Origin of the sequence: Nesterenkonia sp. YGD6, assembly GCF_022565895.1 — a bacterium.
In the GTDB taxonomy this organism is placed as follows: domain Bacteria; phylum Actinomycetota; class Actinomycetes; order Actinomycetales; family Micrococcaceae; genus Nesterenkonia.
The window spans coordinates 134980-149483 of sequence record NZ_JAJOYY010000003.1; the positions used below are offsets into that span (position 1 = coordinate 134980).

The 14504-nt window shown below is 65.6% G+C and carries 15 protein-coding genes; 9 read left to right on the plus strand and 6 right to left on the minus strand.

Going from position 1 to position 14504, the window contains the following annotated elements; genetic code table 11:
- Positions 1–158: 158 nt before the first annotated feature.
- On the minus strand, positions 159–875 hold the full coding sequence (locus LTI14_RS05860; RefSeq protein ID WP_241465346.1) for a TetR/AcrR family transcriptional regulator: 717 nt from the start codon (positions 873–875) through the stop codon (positions 159–161).
- A gap of 542 nt (positions 876–1417) precedes the next feature.
- Here LTI14_RS05860 and LTI14_RS05865 point away from each other — a divergent pair.
- The 8 genes from LTI14_RS05865 (at position 1418) to LTI14_RS05900 (ending at position 6735) form a co-directional block, all read left to right on the plus strand.
- A complete protein-coding gene (locus LTI14_RS05865) occupies positions 1418–2185 on the plus strand; it encodes a DUF2382 domain-containing protein (protein ID WP_241465347.1) in 768 nt (255 codons plus the stop codon).
- Positions 2186–2511: 326 nt separating this feature from the next.
- Positions 2512–2763 (plus strand): phage holin family protein, encoded by a 252-nt coding sequence (locus LTI14_RS05870; RefSeq protein WP_241476039.1) that lies wholly within the window; start codon positions 2512–2514, stop codon positions 2761–2763.
- 74 nt (positions 2764–2837) lie between these two features.
- Positions 2838–3017 (plus strand): DUF4235 domain-containing protein, encoded by a 180-nt coding sequence (locus LTI14_RS05875; protein ID WP_342357725.1) that lies wholly within the window; start codon positions 2838–2840, stop codon positions 3015–3017.
- A 63-nt stretch (positions 3018–3080) separates the two neighbouring features.
- Positions 3081–4184 (plus strand): YihY/virulence factor BrkB family protein, encoded by a 1104-nt coding sequence (locus LTI14_RS05880; RefSeq protein WP_241465350.1) that lies wholly within the window; start codon positions 3081–3083, stop codon positions 4182–4184.
- A 227-nt stretch (positions 4185–4411) separates the two neighbouring features.
- On the plus strand, positions 4412–5239 hold the full coding sequence (locus LTI14_RS05885) for a hypothetical protein (RefSeq protein WP_241476040.1): 828 nt from the start codon (positions 4412–4414) through the stop codon (positions 5237–5239).
- A gap of 101 nt (positions 5240–5340) precedes the next feature.
- Entirely contained in the window at positions 5341–5700 is a 360-nt protein-coding gene (locus LTI14_RS05890; RefSeq protein ID WP_241465352.1) for a phage holin family protein, read from the plus strand.
- The gene (locus LTI14_RS05895; protein WP_241476041.1) at positions 5697–6275 is read left to right on the plus strand and encodes a DUF3618 domain-containing protein; all 579 of its coding nucleotides are present in this window, start codon (positions 5697–5699) and stop codon (positions 6273–6275) included. Before LTI14_RS05890 ends, LTI14_RS05895 begins: the two co-directional genes overlap by 4 nt.
- A 166-nt stretch (positions 6276–6441) precedes the next feature.
- Positions 6442–6735: a hypothetical protein gene (locus tag LTI14_RS05900; RefSeq protein ID WP_241476042.1), complete on the plus strand. Its 294-nt coding sequence runs from the start codon at positions 6442–6444 to the stop codon at positions 6733–6735.
- On the opposite strand, the gene LTI14_RS05905 is transcribed toward LTI14_RS05900, so the two are convergent.
- The 4 genes from LTI14_RS05905 to LTI14_RS05920 all read right to left on the minus strand — a co-directional run bounded on the left by LTI14_RS05905 (position 6729) and on the right by LTI14_RS05920 (position 10905).
- On the minus strand, positions 6729–7499 hold the full coding sequence (locus tag LTI14_RS05905; protein ID WP_342357726.1) for an iron ABC transporter ATP-binding protein: 771 nt from the start codon (positions 7497–7499) through the stop codon (positions 6729–6731). The genes LTI14_RS05900 and LTI14_RS05905 overlap by 7 nt on opposite strands.
- Positions 7496–8587 carry an iron chelate uptake ABC transporter family permease subunit gene (locus tag LTI14_RS05910; protein ID WP_241476043.1) on the minus strand — a complete coding sequence of 364 codons (1092 nt, stop codon included), beginning with the start codon at positions 8585–8587 and terminating at the stop codon, positions 7496–7498. Before LTI14_RS05910 ends, LTI14_RS05905 begins: the two co-directional genes overlap by 4 nt.
- Complete coding sequence (locus LTI14_RS05915; protein WP_241476044.1) at positions 8584–9633, minus strand: ABC transporter permease; 1050 nt, start codon at positions 9631–9633, stop codon at positions 8584–8586. Before LTI14_RS05915 ends, LTI14_RS05910 begins: the two co-directional genes overlap by 4 nt.
- A 180-nt stretch (positions 9634–9813) precedes the next feature.
- On the minus strand, positions 9814–10905 hold the full coding sequence (locus LTI14_RS05920) for a siderophore ABC transporter substrate-binding protein (RefSeq protein ID WP_241476045.1): 1092 nt from the start codon (positions 10903–10905) through the stop codon (positions 9814–9816).
- 311 nt (positions 10906–11216) lie between these two features.
- Here LTI14_RS05920 and LTI14_RS05925 point away from each other — a divergent pair, with 311 nt between their 5' ends.
- A complete protein-coding gene (locus LTI14_RS05925) occupies positions 11217–12506 on the plus strand; it encodes a THUMP-like domain-containing protein (RefSeq protein WP_241476046.1) in 1290 nt (429 codons plus the stop codon).
- 6 nt (positions 12507–12512) lie between these two features.
- On the opposite strand, the gene LTI14_RS05930 is transcribed toward LTI14_RS05925, so the two are convergent.
- Entirely contained in the window at positions 12513–14381 is a 1869-nt protein-coding gene (locus LTI14_RS05930) for a glycoside hydrolase family 3 N-terminal domain-containing protein (protein ID WP_241476047.1), read from the minus strand.
- Positions 14382–14504 lie beyond the last annotated feature (123 nt).

The window sequence follows — 14504 nt, forward strand, 5'->3', positions numbered from 1 at the left end:
CTCGTCTCCCAGCGCACCCCGTGAATCCGAAAAAGCTTCCGCCGGACCCGCCGCGAGATATAAGTATCGGCTCCAAAAAGGCATGCCCACCGCGTTCGCGACCAGAGAATATACATCCAATAACCAGCAATAGAATTGCTAATAAAACGAACTTAAACCTATTGGCTGATATAGAACTCAATGCGATCAATTAATGCTTCCAAGCCGATCTCAAATTCATTTTTTGAGTGATCCTCGCTTAGGGCTGTTTTCAAACGCATTACCACTGGGACTGCACTGAGGTCGAGTCCGGAATCCCCTTCAGGAACAATCGCATTTCCCTCGTCCAGGGGAACCTCTACGGATGAGACCTCAGCTCCGCGGACGACTGATTCCAGCAGCAGGTGCCCCAGAAGGAAGCTGCTGATTATTCGATAGGTGTGAACTGCGGCAGAGTCGCTGAAACCATGGTCGATGAGCGCGCGCAGGAAGCCTTCTACCAGGGAGAGGCTGCGCAGTGGGGGGCGAAGCCACGGTGCCGAAGGGTGGCGGGTCGCGACGAGCGGGAAGACCAGAGGGTGCTCGACCGCGATCTGGCGAACCTGATGGGCAAATGTCTGAAGATACCCCTGCCACGTCTCACTGAGCTGCTTGTCGAGATCGTCTTCCAACCCTTGTAAAAGTTCAGCGACGACGCTCTCGAGCAGGTCTTCGCGCCCTGAGACGTGCCTGTACAGCGCCATCGCCTCCACATCTAGGCTGGCACCGAGGGCGCGCATCGTCAGCTTCTGTGCACCATGCGTGTCGATGTACGACAGGGCCGACCTCACAACCAATTCACGGCTGAGCCCGGGTCGCGCCTTGTCTGAACCTGCAGCGTCGGTTGTCCGATCCATTTGCGTTTACCCCGATACCTGATAGGTGACTTCCCCAAAAGACGCCCAGCTGGTGAACGCTTCTGCGTGCGCTCATCCATGGTACTCCGGCGGAGTTTCTTCGCAGATTCAGTCGAGTTCACCGCTGGAACCGCATGCCCAGGATCGAAGGTCTTGGACATCGACTCGGATGCCCAGACCAGAAGCGATCGCCGATGGGCCCTGGCAGGTCGGGCCGCCTTGCCCGGCGCAGCGCGGCGTGCTGCCACGTGATCCTCAGATTCCGACTGGATGACTATTGCTCAGGGCTGTGTTTACAGTGTAATCTCCAGAGCAGGCTGAAACCCCGAAGCCGCAGCGATGACGCGACGACGGGTGCTTGCCTGCTACGAACGCTTCGGTCGGAGCCGGGAGCACCCTCTAGCACCTGCAGGCACGGTTGCCGCGATGACATAGACGGTGCAGTTGATTCCAGCAATTATTTAACTCGAATCAATTGGCATATAAATGTTCGTTTCAATAATCTTGACCCCCGAAGCTCGGGGGCATGGGAAGGCGAGTGAATGACCATGGTCAACAGCAACTTCGACATCGACTCGATCGAGAACGCAGATGTATATGACAGTGAGGGAGCCAAGGTCGGCTCCGTCGGTCAGGTCTACGTGGACAGTCAGACTCAAGAACCCGAGTTCGTCACCGTGAATATCGGCCTCTTCGGCGCCAAAGAGACCTTCATTCCCTTCGGCGCGACCGACTACTCCCCCGAAGGTCTCAGGGTGCCGTTCACCAAGGCCTACATCAAGGATGCCCCCAACATCGACGTCGACGGACACCTCAGCGTTGAAGAGGAGCAGCGCCTCTGGGACTACTACAGCCCTGATCGCGGCACCGGACGCCAGGGAACAGACGCTGGCGGTCCCGGTCTTGACACCACTGCCGCAGATGCCGACAAGATGGTCGCTCATGAGGAGCGGCTGAAGGTCGGCACCGAGCAGCGCGAGGCAGGCCAGGTGCGCCTGCGCAAGCGGGTTCGCACCGAGAACCAGAGCATTGAAGTGCCCGTCCAGCGCGAAGAGCTCGTCGTCGAGCGGGAGACGGTCGACCCGAACTCTGCCGAGGCGCGCTCTGCAGGCACGATCGATGATGCGGGTCGCCAGGACGAGGTGGTGACGCTGCGCGAGGAGCGCCCCGTGGTCGACAAGGAGACCGTGGCCACGGAGAAGGTCAATGTCGGCAAACGCACCGTCCAGGACACCGAAACCGTCTCCGGCGAGGTCCGCAAGGAAGAGATCGACGTTGAAGGCGACGCTGAGCCCGGTGCGAAGCGGTGAGTGACATCTCTGCAGCCTGCGCATTCAGGGTCTGACGTCGAGCACCTACCGGGGGCGGGTCTGAGAGTGGGATCCGACCCCTGGTAGGTGCCATCAAGAACAGGCCCCGGGTGCCCGGAGGGCACTCTCGCAAGATGCAGGATCTCCTGCTGATCGGGAAATCCGTGATGGCCGGTTCCTGGGCCCGATCCATCTACCGGTCCTGCGGCACGGGGCAGCTTGACCTTCGAATGCCAGCAGCAACTACTGGTTGCACGTCGTTTCACATGTAGAGGGCACACATCATGAGTCACCCCGCTAAGCCGCCCGAACCTACAGTTCCAGAGTTGCTGACCCGCCTCTCAGAACAGACCTCACGATTGGTCCGCGACGAGGTGCGACTCGCCCAGGCGGAGCTGACCGCGAAGGCTAGACAGGGCGGTATCGGTGCTGGGTTCCTCAGCGTCGGAGGCCTCCTGGCGTGGTTTGGCGTCGGTGTTCTGATCACCACACCCGCCCTGGGGTTGGAACGGACGATCACCAACGTCAAGCAAGACGTTGCCGAGGTCAAGGAACACACTCGCCATGACACCCGCTGAACACGAGAATCCTCAGGGGCCCCGCCGACTACAGGCACGAAGAACCCTTCCGCTGCTCAGTCGGCGCGAGCTCGGTGAGACTGTCGGGGCTCTCGCCGCGACCGCAGCCCTCCTCCCAGCCATCCGGGCTCGTCGGTGAGGTGCTTCTCGCGGCTGCTGTACACGGAGCGTTCTTCGCCTTTGTCGATGCCCTCGTAGATCGCGGTGGACCTCGGGCGTTTCAGCGGCTCACCGGAGAGTGGCCAGGCGACTAGACCCAGACCGTCACCGTTTCCAGGAGCTCGTGCTCCCTACACACCCGGAGAAAGGCACGTTTCATGTCTCACAGCTCCCGCGACAATACCCAGAGTGATCCGGCGGACGCTCCTCACCCGGAAGACGATCGCAAGCCTGACTCTCCTGCTGAGATCACCAAACCCACGTGGAAGTACATCCTCAGGACCACGATCCGCGAATTCTCCGCGGACGGTTGCACCGATCTGGCCGCCGGCCTCACCTACCGCACTGTCCTTTCCATCTTCCCGGCACTGATCGCCGTGGTCTCGGTGCTGAGTCTCTTCGGGCAGGGCGGAGGAACCGTCACCGCGGTCCTCGATCAGGCGGAGGGCATTGTTCCCTCCGACACGTGGGGCACCGTCCGACCTGCCTTGGAGTCTGTCCTGACAGCCCCTGCTCCGGGGCTGGGGCTCATCCTCGGATTGCTGGCCGCGCTGTGGTCGGCCTCCAGCTACGTGAAGGCCTTCGGCCGGGCGATGAACATCATCCACGAGGTTCCTGAAGGTCGTGGTGGGATCAAGCTCAATGTGCAGATGTACCTCCTGACAGCGCTGATCCTGGTCCTGGGAGCGGTTGCCCTGATGATCCTCATCTTGTCGGGACCGGTCGCAGAAGCCGTGGGAAGCGCGATCGGGCTTGGCTCAACCGCGATCACGGTGTGGAGCATCGCCCAATGGTTCGTCCTGGCGTTCGTCGTCGTGTTCGTCGTTGCTCTGCTCTACTATGCGACTCCCAACGTGCATCAACCGAAGTTCCGCTGGGTCAGCGTCGGTGCCGTCATCGCCATCGTGGTCGCAGTACTGGCCTCTGTGGGCTTCTTCTTCTATGTGTCCAACTTCGGCAACTACAACGCCACCTATGGGGCGCTGGCCGGGGTCATCATCTTGTTGCTGTGGATATACATCGTCAACGCGATCCTGCTCTTCGGTGCGGAGGTTGATAGCGAAGTCGAGCGCGGCCGTGAGCTGCAGGCTGGAATGCCTGCAGAGGAGAACCTCCAGCTGCCAGCCCGAGACACCAAGGCCAGCGATAAGAAGGCGAAGAAGCATCAGGAGGATGTCCAGCGCGCACGTAATCTGCGCAGGTCTGCAGGCCGCAGCCAAGACGAACCAGCAGTCGGACCGGATGAAGCTGTCCGGCGCTGAGATGTCGGGCGTCGCCCGTCCAGTTGATCTCCAGACTCTCTTTTCAACCTCGGTTCGCCGCGAATTCGAGGACACGACGAAAGGTAATCATGTCAAACCCACACAGCACCCCTCATAGCAATCTCGGCGGAGAGGACGCGTCACGAGCCCATACGCTCCCGACGCCTCCGTCGACCTCACCCGGCAGGGAAACGGGTTCTGCAACGAACGATCTCCCACTTGGGACCATGCCGATCTCCGGGCAGCCACAGCACTCGGGGCGTCCCGGCTCCGGGTCTGGTTCCACGTCCGATTCCACGTCTGGTTCCACGTCTGGTTCCACGTCCGATTCTGCGTCCGATTCTGCGTCCGATTCTGCGTCTCAGACCCAGAAGAAGTCGGATCAGGCCAAGGGCGCAGCCCAAGATGTCGCCGGCGACGCCAAGGACGCCGGACGAGCAGTCAAGGACACCGCGGCCCAGGAAGCCGCCGGAGTCAAGGACGACGCCGTCCGCGGGGCCAAGCGCCTCGGCGGCGAGGCGGGCACGATGCTGGAGTCCCAGGCGTCTGAGCAGCTGGACCGCGCAGCGGGCACGGTGCGCACCTTCAGCGACGACGTCGCGCGCATCGCTCGCGGTGAGAAGCCCGAACCAGGTGTCGCGAACGACCTCCTGGACCAGCTGAGCTCCCGGGCCGAGGCCACGGCGACCTGGCTTGAGGACCATGACCCCAGGGAGGTCCTCCACGAGGTCCAGAGCTTCGCGCGGCGTCGTCCGGTTGCCTTCCTTGCCATCGCAGCCGGTGTCGGCTTCGCCGCCGGCCGGCTGACCCGAGGACTCAAGCAGCACCACGCCGATGACGCAGGCGCCGTCGCAACCGGGCCTGCTGCCGGTGGTGCCGACTCCGGCACTGCCCCGGCCGGACCAGGGACGGCCCGGTCAGGATCCGGCTCACCGGCAGCTCCGGTGTCCGGACACCAGAGCGCTGGTGCCCCGGCCTATGAGACCGGTCCCGCCAGTCCCACCCCGGGTTACACCGGCGGCACCGATCCCTACGCCGGCGGTGCTGGCCGATGAGCAGCCATGCCCGTCGCCCCATGGACCCAGAACCCACATCTGGGACAGGATCCACGCCTGGGTTGGAGCGCAGAGCGGAAGAGGAATCCCTGGGTTCGCTCATGTCCAACGTCAGCAGTGACCTCTCTACCCTGATCCGGCAGGAGATCGCCCTCGCCAAGGCCGAACTGAGCGAGACCGCGAAGAACGCAGGAAAGGGTGCCGGCATGCTCGGCGGCGCCGGAGTCGCCGGCCACTTTGTGCTGCTCTTCCTCTCCGTCGCCCTCTGGGCCGCCCTGGGTGCCACCGCGATCGGCAGCGCCTGGTCTGCGGTCATCGTCGCTGCGATCTGGGCGATCATCGCCGCCGTGCTGGCGGTGCTCGGCAAGAAGAACTTCGATCAGGCCGAAGGAGCGCCGCAGACCGCGGAGACCCTGAAGGAAATCCCTGATGCTCTCACCCCTTCCAAGGAGACCCGATGACACAGCAGAGCCCCGATGAGATCCGCGCCGATATCGAGCGGACCCGCAACAGCCTCTCCCTAGACGTTGACGCCGTCGCCGACAAGGTTTCCCCGTCGAAGGTGGCCCAGCGCCAGACCGAGAAGATTCGCAGCACCGTTGGAGGTTGGAAGGACAGTGTGATGGGGTCAGCCGATGATGCCTCTTCGGAGGTCTCTGAGAATGCCCATAGTGCCGCCGCGAGCGCCCAGCGGGCACCCCAGGAGCTCAAGCGCAAGACCCGGGGCAACCCGCTCGCGGCGGGTCTGATCGCTCTGGGGGCGGGCTGGTTGGCGGCGTCCATCCTTCCGGCCTCTGAGCCGGAGAAGAAGACAGCGGCGAAGCTTGAGGATCAGGCTCAGCCGCTGGTGGATGACGCGAAGCGCCAGGCGCAGTCGATGGCCGAGGAGCTCAAGGAGCCCGCCCTGGAATCGGCGCAGCGGGTTCAGGACTCCGCCACGCACAGCGCTCAGAACGTGAAGTCTGAAGTTCAGGACCAGAAGGACACGGTCGCTGACTCCGCGAAGTCCTCGGCTGAGGACGTCCGGGGCAGCTGACACTTGGTGCACCAGGGCGGGCCTGCGGTATCGACGTTGGACCCGCCCTGGTCATCGATGGCTCGCGAAGGTGGTTTCAGTCATCGCCCTCTACACCCCTGGCGTTGCTCTTCGGGCGCGCGTTGACCTACTTCCGGGGGCATTCCACACCGACTGCACCGCAGCCGTGAGCACGGTGTCGTTCGCAGTGACCCTCGACGCATCGAACACCACCGACTTACCGGGGATGATGGGGGCCGAGGTCGGCGGTGAAGGACAGATCGCCATAGAGCCCATCCGCGACCATCGCCTCGAGACCACTCACCAACTAGAGCTGCTCGGTCTGCAGGTCATTGATGCCTCTCCTTCCCGAGCGTTCTCGTTCTTCACGTCCGCGAGCGCGAGCGCGAAGAACGAGGCCTCCATAGGGTTGATCCGCGACCGCCCAGGAGTGAACTCGATCACCACGAGCTCTCAGTAGTACACCGCCAGCGGCCCGCGCGGACCCTCGATCACGGTGACCTCGGTGTCGAAGACCCTGCTCAGCACCGCATCCTGCATGATCTGCTCCGGGGTTCCGTGCTCGACCACCACGCCGTTCTTCATGGCCAGGATCTTGTCCGAGTAGCGGGCGGCGAAGTTGATGTCGTGCAGCACGATGACGATGGTGCGGCCCAGCTCGTCGGCGGCGCGGCGCAGCTGCTGCATCATCTGCACCGCATGCTGCATGTCGAGGTTGTTCAGCGGCTCATCGAGCAGCACGTAGTCGGTGTCCTGCGCCAGCACCATCGCCACATAGGCGCGCTGGCGCTGACCACCGGAGAGCTGGTCGAGGTACCGCCCCTCCAGTGCGGTCAGGTCCAGGAAGTCGATGGCCTCAGAGATGTGCCGCTCGTCGTCCTGGGTGAGCCGGCCCTGCGAGTGCGGGTACCGGCCGAAGCCCACCAGTTGGCGCACCGTGAGCCGGGTGACGAAGTGGTTCTCCTGGCGCAGGATGGAGAGGATCTTGGCGATGGTCCTCGACGGCGAGTTCACGACGTCGTGCCCAGCCACCTCGATCCGTCCGGAATCCACATCGAGCAGCCGCCCGATCATGGTCAGGATCGTGGATTTTCCGGCGCCGTTGGGGCCCACCAGCGCGGTGATCCCGCCGGCGGGGATGTCCACGCTGACCGGGCCGATGGCGACGGTGTCGCCGGCCCCTGCTGCGCCGTAGTTCTTGGTGACCTCGGTCAGGCTGATCACAGGCGGCCCTTTCGCATCAGGACTATCAGGAAGACGACTCCGCCGATGAGCTCGATGATCAGGGTCACCGCGCCCTGGGCGTAGAAGATGTTGCGCATGATGAAGTACGCCCCGGCCAGGACGGTGTAGCCGATCAGCATGGCCATCGGGAACAGCATCCGGTGGGAGTAGGTGTCGGCGAACTGATACGCAAGGGTGGCGACCAGGAAGCCCAGGAAGGTCATCGGGCCGACCAGCGAGGTGCTCATGGCCATCAGCACCGAGACCAGTGTCAGGATGATCATCACCTCCCGCCTGTGGTTGACCCCGAGGTTGTCTGCGGTGCTGCGTCCCAGGGCGACCACATCGAGCCGTCGCGCCCGCCACCACAGCACGCCCGCGGCTGCCAGCGCGATCGGGATCGCATAGGGCAGGTATTCGGCGCGAGCGTTGCCGATGTTGCCGAAGAGTCGGGCGGTGAGCACATCGAACTCGCTCGGGGTGAGCACTCGCTGCATGAAGGTCGACAGCGAGCCGAGTCCGCCGCCGATCACCACGCCCACCAGCAGCATGATGTGGATGTTGGAGAACCTCCCGCTCAGCAGCCAGGAGTAGAGGATCGTGGCGAAGAGCACCATCGCAGCGGCCTGCATCAGGAACTGCGGCAGTCCGGTGACCAGGGTGATCCCGGCGATGCCGAAGAAGAACACCGCGCCGGTCTGGATCGCCACATACAGCGATTCGAATCCCATGATCGAGGGGGTGATGATCCGGTTGTTGGTCGCCGTCTGGAACGCCACCGTGGCCATCGCCTGGCAGAAGACGACGACGCCGATGACCAGCACGGTCTCCACGCGCATTCCCGCGATCAGCCAGTATCCGTCAGAGCCGAAGGGCATCGGGTTGTCGTAGCTGAGGATCCCGGCGGTGAAGAACACCGAGAGCCCGCCAAGCAGCGCCATGACGCCCCAGCAGCGCAGGCCATGGCGTCGGGTGGTGATCGCCCCGGAGCGTCGGCGTCGCGGTGCGGGGGTGGTGCCGGCGGAGGTCGTGGCGGTTCCGGCGGAGACCTGTGGGGTGCGCCGCTCGCGATCAAGCTGCGCGGTCATGTGAGGAGCCCACCTTTCCTTCGCTGCCGCAGGAGCAGGCCGACGAACACCACGGCCCCGACCAGCCCCAGCACCAGACCCACCGGGATCTCGAAGGGCGCACGGATGGTGCGGCCGATCAGGTCGCAGACGGTCACGGTCGCGATCCCGAGCAGCGCGACCCATGGCAGGTTGCTGCGCAGGTCATCGCCGCGGAAGAGCGAGACGATGTTGGGCACCACGAGCCCCAGGAAAGGCAGCGTGCCCACCACGGTGGCGGTGACCCCGGTGGCCACCGCAACCATGGCGGTGCCCATGAACAGCACGGCGGCGTAGTTCAGGCCCACGTTGGTGGCCATGTCCTTGCCGAGTCCGGCCACGGTGAACTGGTCGGCGGTGATGAAGACCAGGATGGTCACCACCAGCACCAGGAACATCAGCTCATAGCGCCCTTCGACCACGCGGGTGAAGGATCCGGCGAACCAGATGCCTAGGGTCTGCAGATGGTCGGTCATCAGCGCGATGTAGGTGGTGAAGGAGCTGACCACGGCGCCCAGCATGATGCCGATGATCGGCACGATCAGCGAGGACTTCAGGGTCACCCGCTGCAGGAACAGGAAGAAGATGACGGTGCCGATGAAGGCCATCGTCACGGCGCCGCCCGTCCGGGCCAGCATCGAGGCGCCGGGGAAGAGCCAGAGCACCAGGATCAGTCCAAGCCCCGCCCATTCGGTGGTGCCGGTGGTGGTGGGCTCCACGAAGCGGTTCTGGGTGAGCAGCTGCATGATCAGTCCACACATGGCCATCGAGGCGCCCGCCAGGACCAGCGCTATGGTGCGCGGGACGCGGGTGATGCCGAACATCCAGAACCCGTCCTCCGAGAAGACGTCGTACTGCCCGGTGGTCAGCGAGAGCAGCAGCAGCCCCAGGGTGATCAGGATCCCGATCACCAGCGCCGGGGTGAAGAGGCGCTGCCTGCGGGTCCCGCGCGCCTCCGGAGACTCCGGCGGGGTCTCCGGAGGCGCGTGTCCGTCGCGGCTCAGCGCCGCGGGAGGGGTTTCAGGCATGGGAGGCTTTCCAGGAGCAGAAGCATAACTATGCAAGTCCTTGCATTGTCTGTCACGTTTGATTCGGAATAGCGAATACTGGCATGGCGCTATCAAGGACGGTCCCACACAGGTTGTCCAGGCCTGCGTGGGACCGTCGGGCGACCATCATTCACCGACTGGCAAGAAAGTGAACTGCGGTCATTCCGCGGCCTCGAGTGCGTCTGCGAAGTCGCGGAAGAATTCGGTGTAGGCCTGGATGTCTTCGGTGAGGTAGAAGTTCTCCGGCAGGTACACGATCTGACCGTTCTCCACCGCGGAGACGTCGGCCAGCGCGGCCGACTCCTCGACGATCTCTGCAGCGGGGCTGTACTCCTCGCCCTCCTCCTGGGTGATCCGGGCATCGCGGTCCAGCACGAGCAGCCAGTCTGGATTCGCGGTGGCGATCGCCTCCACCGAGATGTCATCGCCGTGGGACTCGTTCTCACCCTCCTGCTCCAGTGCGGGAGTGAGGTCGAACGTGTCGAAGACCGGCCCGATGGCGCGGCCATCAGGACCTGGGGCGACATAGCTCATGTCACCGCCGGAGGTGAGCAGCCCCATCACGGTGGACTCGCCGTCGTAGGCGTCCTGGACCCGGGCCATCTCGGCCTGAAGCTCCTCGACGAGCTCCGCGGCGACATCCTTTTTTCCGAAGACCTCGCCGAGTGATTCGGTCTTGCGGATGAGCTCTTCGACCAGGTCAGCGTCTGGCTGGGGCTCGAACTCCAGGACGGCGGCCTCCGGCGCCAGTCCACGGAGGTCGTCGTAGTAGTCCTGGAAGCGCTGCCCGTTGATGATCAGATCGGGCTCTGCCGCGACCACGTTCTCCAGATCGGGCTCGCGGTGATTGCCCAGGTCCAGGATGGACTCATCCGCGGCGTAGGCGTGGGTCTGGGCATCCATCAGGCTGCGCGCCGCGGCGGTGGGCTCGACCCCGAAAGCTTCCAAGGTCCGATAGGACCTGTTGTCGGTGACGACGACGCTCTGCGAATCGGTGGAGACCTCGTGCGTGCCGTGGTCATCTTCAATGGTGATCGTCGCCGCGCCTGCGCCTTCAGCTTCAGCCTCGGCGGCCTCGGTCTCACCCTCCTCCGCTTCGGCGGCTTCCGGCCCGCCTGCTTCCGCCTGGGCGGCTTCCGACTCCTCGGCCTCGGCCTGCGACCCGCAGGCACTCAGGGCGAGCAGCGCGATGACGCCGATGGAGAGCGTGCCCAGAATCCTGGATCGATGCGCCCGAGAGGCGCTGCGCACAGGCCCCTCGTGGGAGACATTCTCGCACCCAGGGCACTGAGACGCGATGTCCTCGGATGTGAATTCTTCAATGGGCATGGCCCTACCTTTCACGATGCAGAGTGCCGGAGTGAACCAGCGGAGTGACGTGGAGACTTAGTGTCGCCTTAGCTAAATAGAAGCTACCGACTTAACTAATTAAGCGCAAACGGCGCCTCGAATATGACAGCAGAAGCGATTCGCGCAGCATGTCGTGACGTATTGGCGTCAGGCGGGCTGGAGTGCATCTCTGAAGCCCGGGACTGTTCCTGGCGACCGGTACCGTAGGAGCGATGTCCTCCCACGCTGCTGATCCGCTCGCCCCAGTTCTCACTCCCCAGGGGTGGGAGCTGCTGAACTCCTTGCCGCCCTATGACGAGGACGCGGCGTTCGGACTGAACATGCGGCTGCGCGAAGCCGGCCACCCGCCGGACCTGGTCGCGGCGGCCCTGACACAGTCACGTCTGCGCGCGGCTGCGCGGAAGAAGTTCGGTGACTTCGCCGAGCGGATGCTCTTCACCCACGAGGGACTGCAGCAGTCCACGCGGCTGCCGGTGGCGGCGCGCCATGCCCAGCGCTTCCGCACCGCGAACCTTGACCGGGTGATCGATCTCGGCTGCGGCCTGGGCGGTGATGCGCTGGCTGCGGCGTCGCTGGGATTGGCGGTGACGGCCGTGGAGGCCGATCAGAGCATCGCGGCAGCGGCGACCATGAACCTGCATCCCTTTCCGGAGGCAGCGGTCCAGCATGGCACCGCGGAGGCTTTCGCAGAGACCTTCGGCCTGCTTCACGCCGGTGCTCCCCCCGGCTGGGGTCTGTGGCTGGATCCCGCCCGCCGAGACCCGCATGCAGCCCAGGACGCCGCATCGACCGGGCCCGCCCGGCTCTGGGATCCCGAGTCCTTCTCCCCGCCGCTGAGCTTCGTGACCGCTCTGGCGCGCACCGGCACCCCGATGGGGGTCAAGCTCGGCCCGGGACTGCCGCATGAGCTGATCCCGTCCGACTGCGAGGCCGAATGGGTCTCCGTGGACGGGGACCTCGTGGAGGTGGTGCTCTGGTTCAACGCACTGGCCCGACCCGGAGTGCGCCGGACCGCGACGCTGCTGCACAGCGGGACCGCCGCACCCGTGGAGCTGAACAGTCCGGCTGACTTCGGCGCCGGCGTCGAGCTCGGACCAGCCGGGCGGACCGGGCTCGCCGGGGTGCTGCATGAACCGGACCCTGCGGTGATCCGGTCCGGCCTGGTCGTCGAGCTTGCCGACTCCCTGGACGGTCACATGCTCGACGAGCACATCGCCTATTTCTGCACGGATGCACCCGTGACGGACCCGTCCCACCGGCTCTCCCGGCAGTTCCGGGTGCTCGAGGTCGAGGCCTTCAACGTCAAGGCGCTCAAGTCCTGGGCGGCTGGCGCCGGGGTGACCAGCCTGGAGATCAAGAAGCGTGGGGTCGACATCGTCCCGGAACAGCTGCGCCAGCAGGTCCTGCCGAAGAAGCGGCCCAAGGGGCGCAAGCATCACGCCACGGTGGTGGTCACCCGGCTGGGCGAGGACCGGGTCTTCGCGGTGGTGGAACCGCTGTGAGCAGACTCAGCAGGCGGAGTGCCCGCGCGGCAGCTCCCCGACCTCCACCGGCAGCGTTCCAGGCGCCTGTGCTCCGGCGAGCACCGCGGCGAGCGCCAGGAAGGATTCCTGGGTGCGGCCGTAGAGCGCGATCTGGGTCGCGGCATCGGCTCCGGCCAGCACCTCGGGGCGATCCAGGGCCACCGCGACGTCTCCGCCAGCGGCACTGGACTCGCCCACCAGGTTCACCACGGTTCCGGTGCCCACGCTGAGGCCGGCAGCCTCGGCGGCCTGCGTCAGCCGGGAGCGGTCCTGGTCGCTGCCGCCGACGATGGTGATGCCGGACGAGCCCAGATCGGCCTCGCACTCTCCGGCCACCAGGGTCACCGCGGATTCGCTCAGCTGCACCGCGGTCTCTGCGGCGCTGCCGGACTCCGCTTCCTCGGCAGGACTGCCTGCTGTCCCGTCCGCTTCGGCCTGGTCCGGATCCGTCTCATCGCCGGCTGCCTCTTCGCTGCGCAGCTCCTCGGGCAGCTGCGCCCCGGGCCCGGCGGCAAGGTCTCCGGCGGCCAGCTCGGCCTGCCAGAGCTGCAGCGCGGCGACGCGTTCGGACGCCTCCTCGAGGCGGGACCGGTCAAGCTCACCTGACTCCACGGCCGCGACGAGGCCGATGTGGGCGCCGCGGACATCGGCTGGCATCAGCAGCAGGTCCGCGCCCGCCTCCAGGGCGGTCACCGCGGCCTGATCGCCGCCGTAGCCCTGGACGATGGCGCCCATGTTCAGCGCATCGGTGACCACCACGCCGTCGTGGCCGAGTTCGCGCAGCTCTGCGTAGGCGGCGGCCGAGAGTGAGGAGGGAACGCCTGCTTCCAGGGCAGGCACCTCGATGTGGCCCATCATGATCATCGGGACACCAGCTTCGGCGGCCTCAGCGAAGGGTGCCCAGTCGCGGGTGCGCAGCTCCTCCAGGCTGGCGCTCTGCACCGGCAGCGTCTGGTGTGAATCTTCGGTGACCGAACCGTGTCCGGGGAAATGTTTGACCGAGCCCGCCAGCCCGCCGTCGGCGAGGCCGCGGATGCTCTCCATGGTCAGTGCGGCGACTGACGCGGCGTCAGAGCCGAAGGACCGTGAGCCGATGGTCGGATCCGAGGCCCCCACGGTGACGTCTCCGTTGGGGGCGAAGCTGGTGGTGAACCCCAGCTCGGCCAGCTCCGTGGCGAGCAGGCGGTGACCGGAGCGGGCGAGCGGATCGTCGTCCTGCTCGTCGTGCTGCCCGCGTGCCTCCGGGTCGTCCTGCTCGGACGCGCCCAGCCCTGAAGCGGCCGCGCCGTAGGCCATCGGCGTGGGCCATTCGGTCAGCGGTGCGCCGACCCGGGTGACGAGACCACCCTCCTGGTCCACGCTGATCATCGGGGGCACCTCACGCTCGCCGCCGGCGTCACGCAGGGCGCTCAGCTCCTCGGCCAGCTCCTCGGTGTCGACACCCCCGTCCGAGGCGGGAACGTTGGCGCCCATGATGATGGCGCCACCCAGGTGCAGCTCTTCGATCAGGTCCGCCATCGCGGAGGCATCGGTGGTCGCGTATTCCCCGACCAGCACGGACCCGGCCAGCTCGGCGAGCGAATATTCGGTCACGATCTCGGCGGCGCGCTCCTGGTGCGGCTGCCCGGGTCCTGCGAGCGCGGCCTCCTGGGCCTGCTCGGCGTCGGCGCGGCGCTGTTCCTCCGCGGCCGCGGCGGCCTCCTCGGCGCTCTGCTCGCTCGGCGAGGCCCCATCCGTCGACTCACCCTCGGGGGCATCGGGATCGCCCGCCCCGGCGCAGGAGCTGAGGAGCAGACAAGACAGCAGCGCCACAGCCAGAAGCGGGCGACGACGCGAGGAACCGGCAGAAGACATGTCAGTCAGGATATCCGCGCAGCCTGGACAGCCGCGTCCGACCCCGCGGGTCACCACCCAGGTGGGTCCGACGCCTGAGCGAACGACGGGCCGGGCATCCGGGATCGGCCGGTCGGGGCAGTA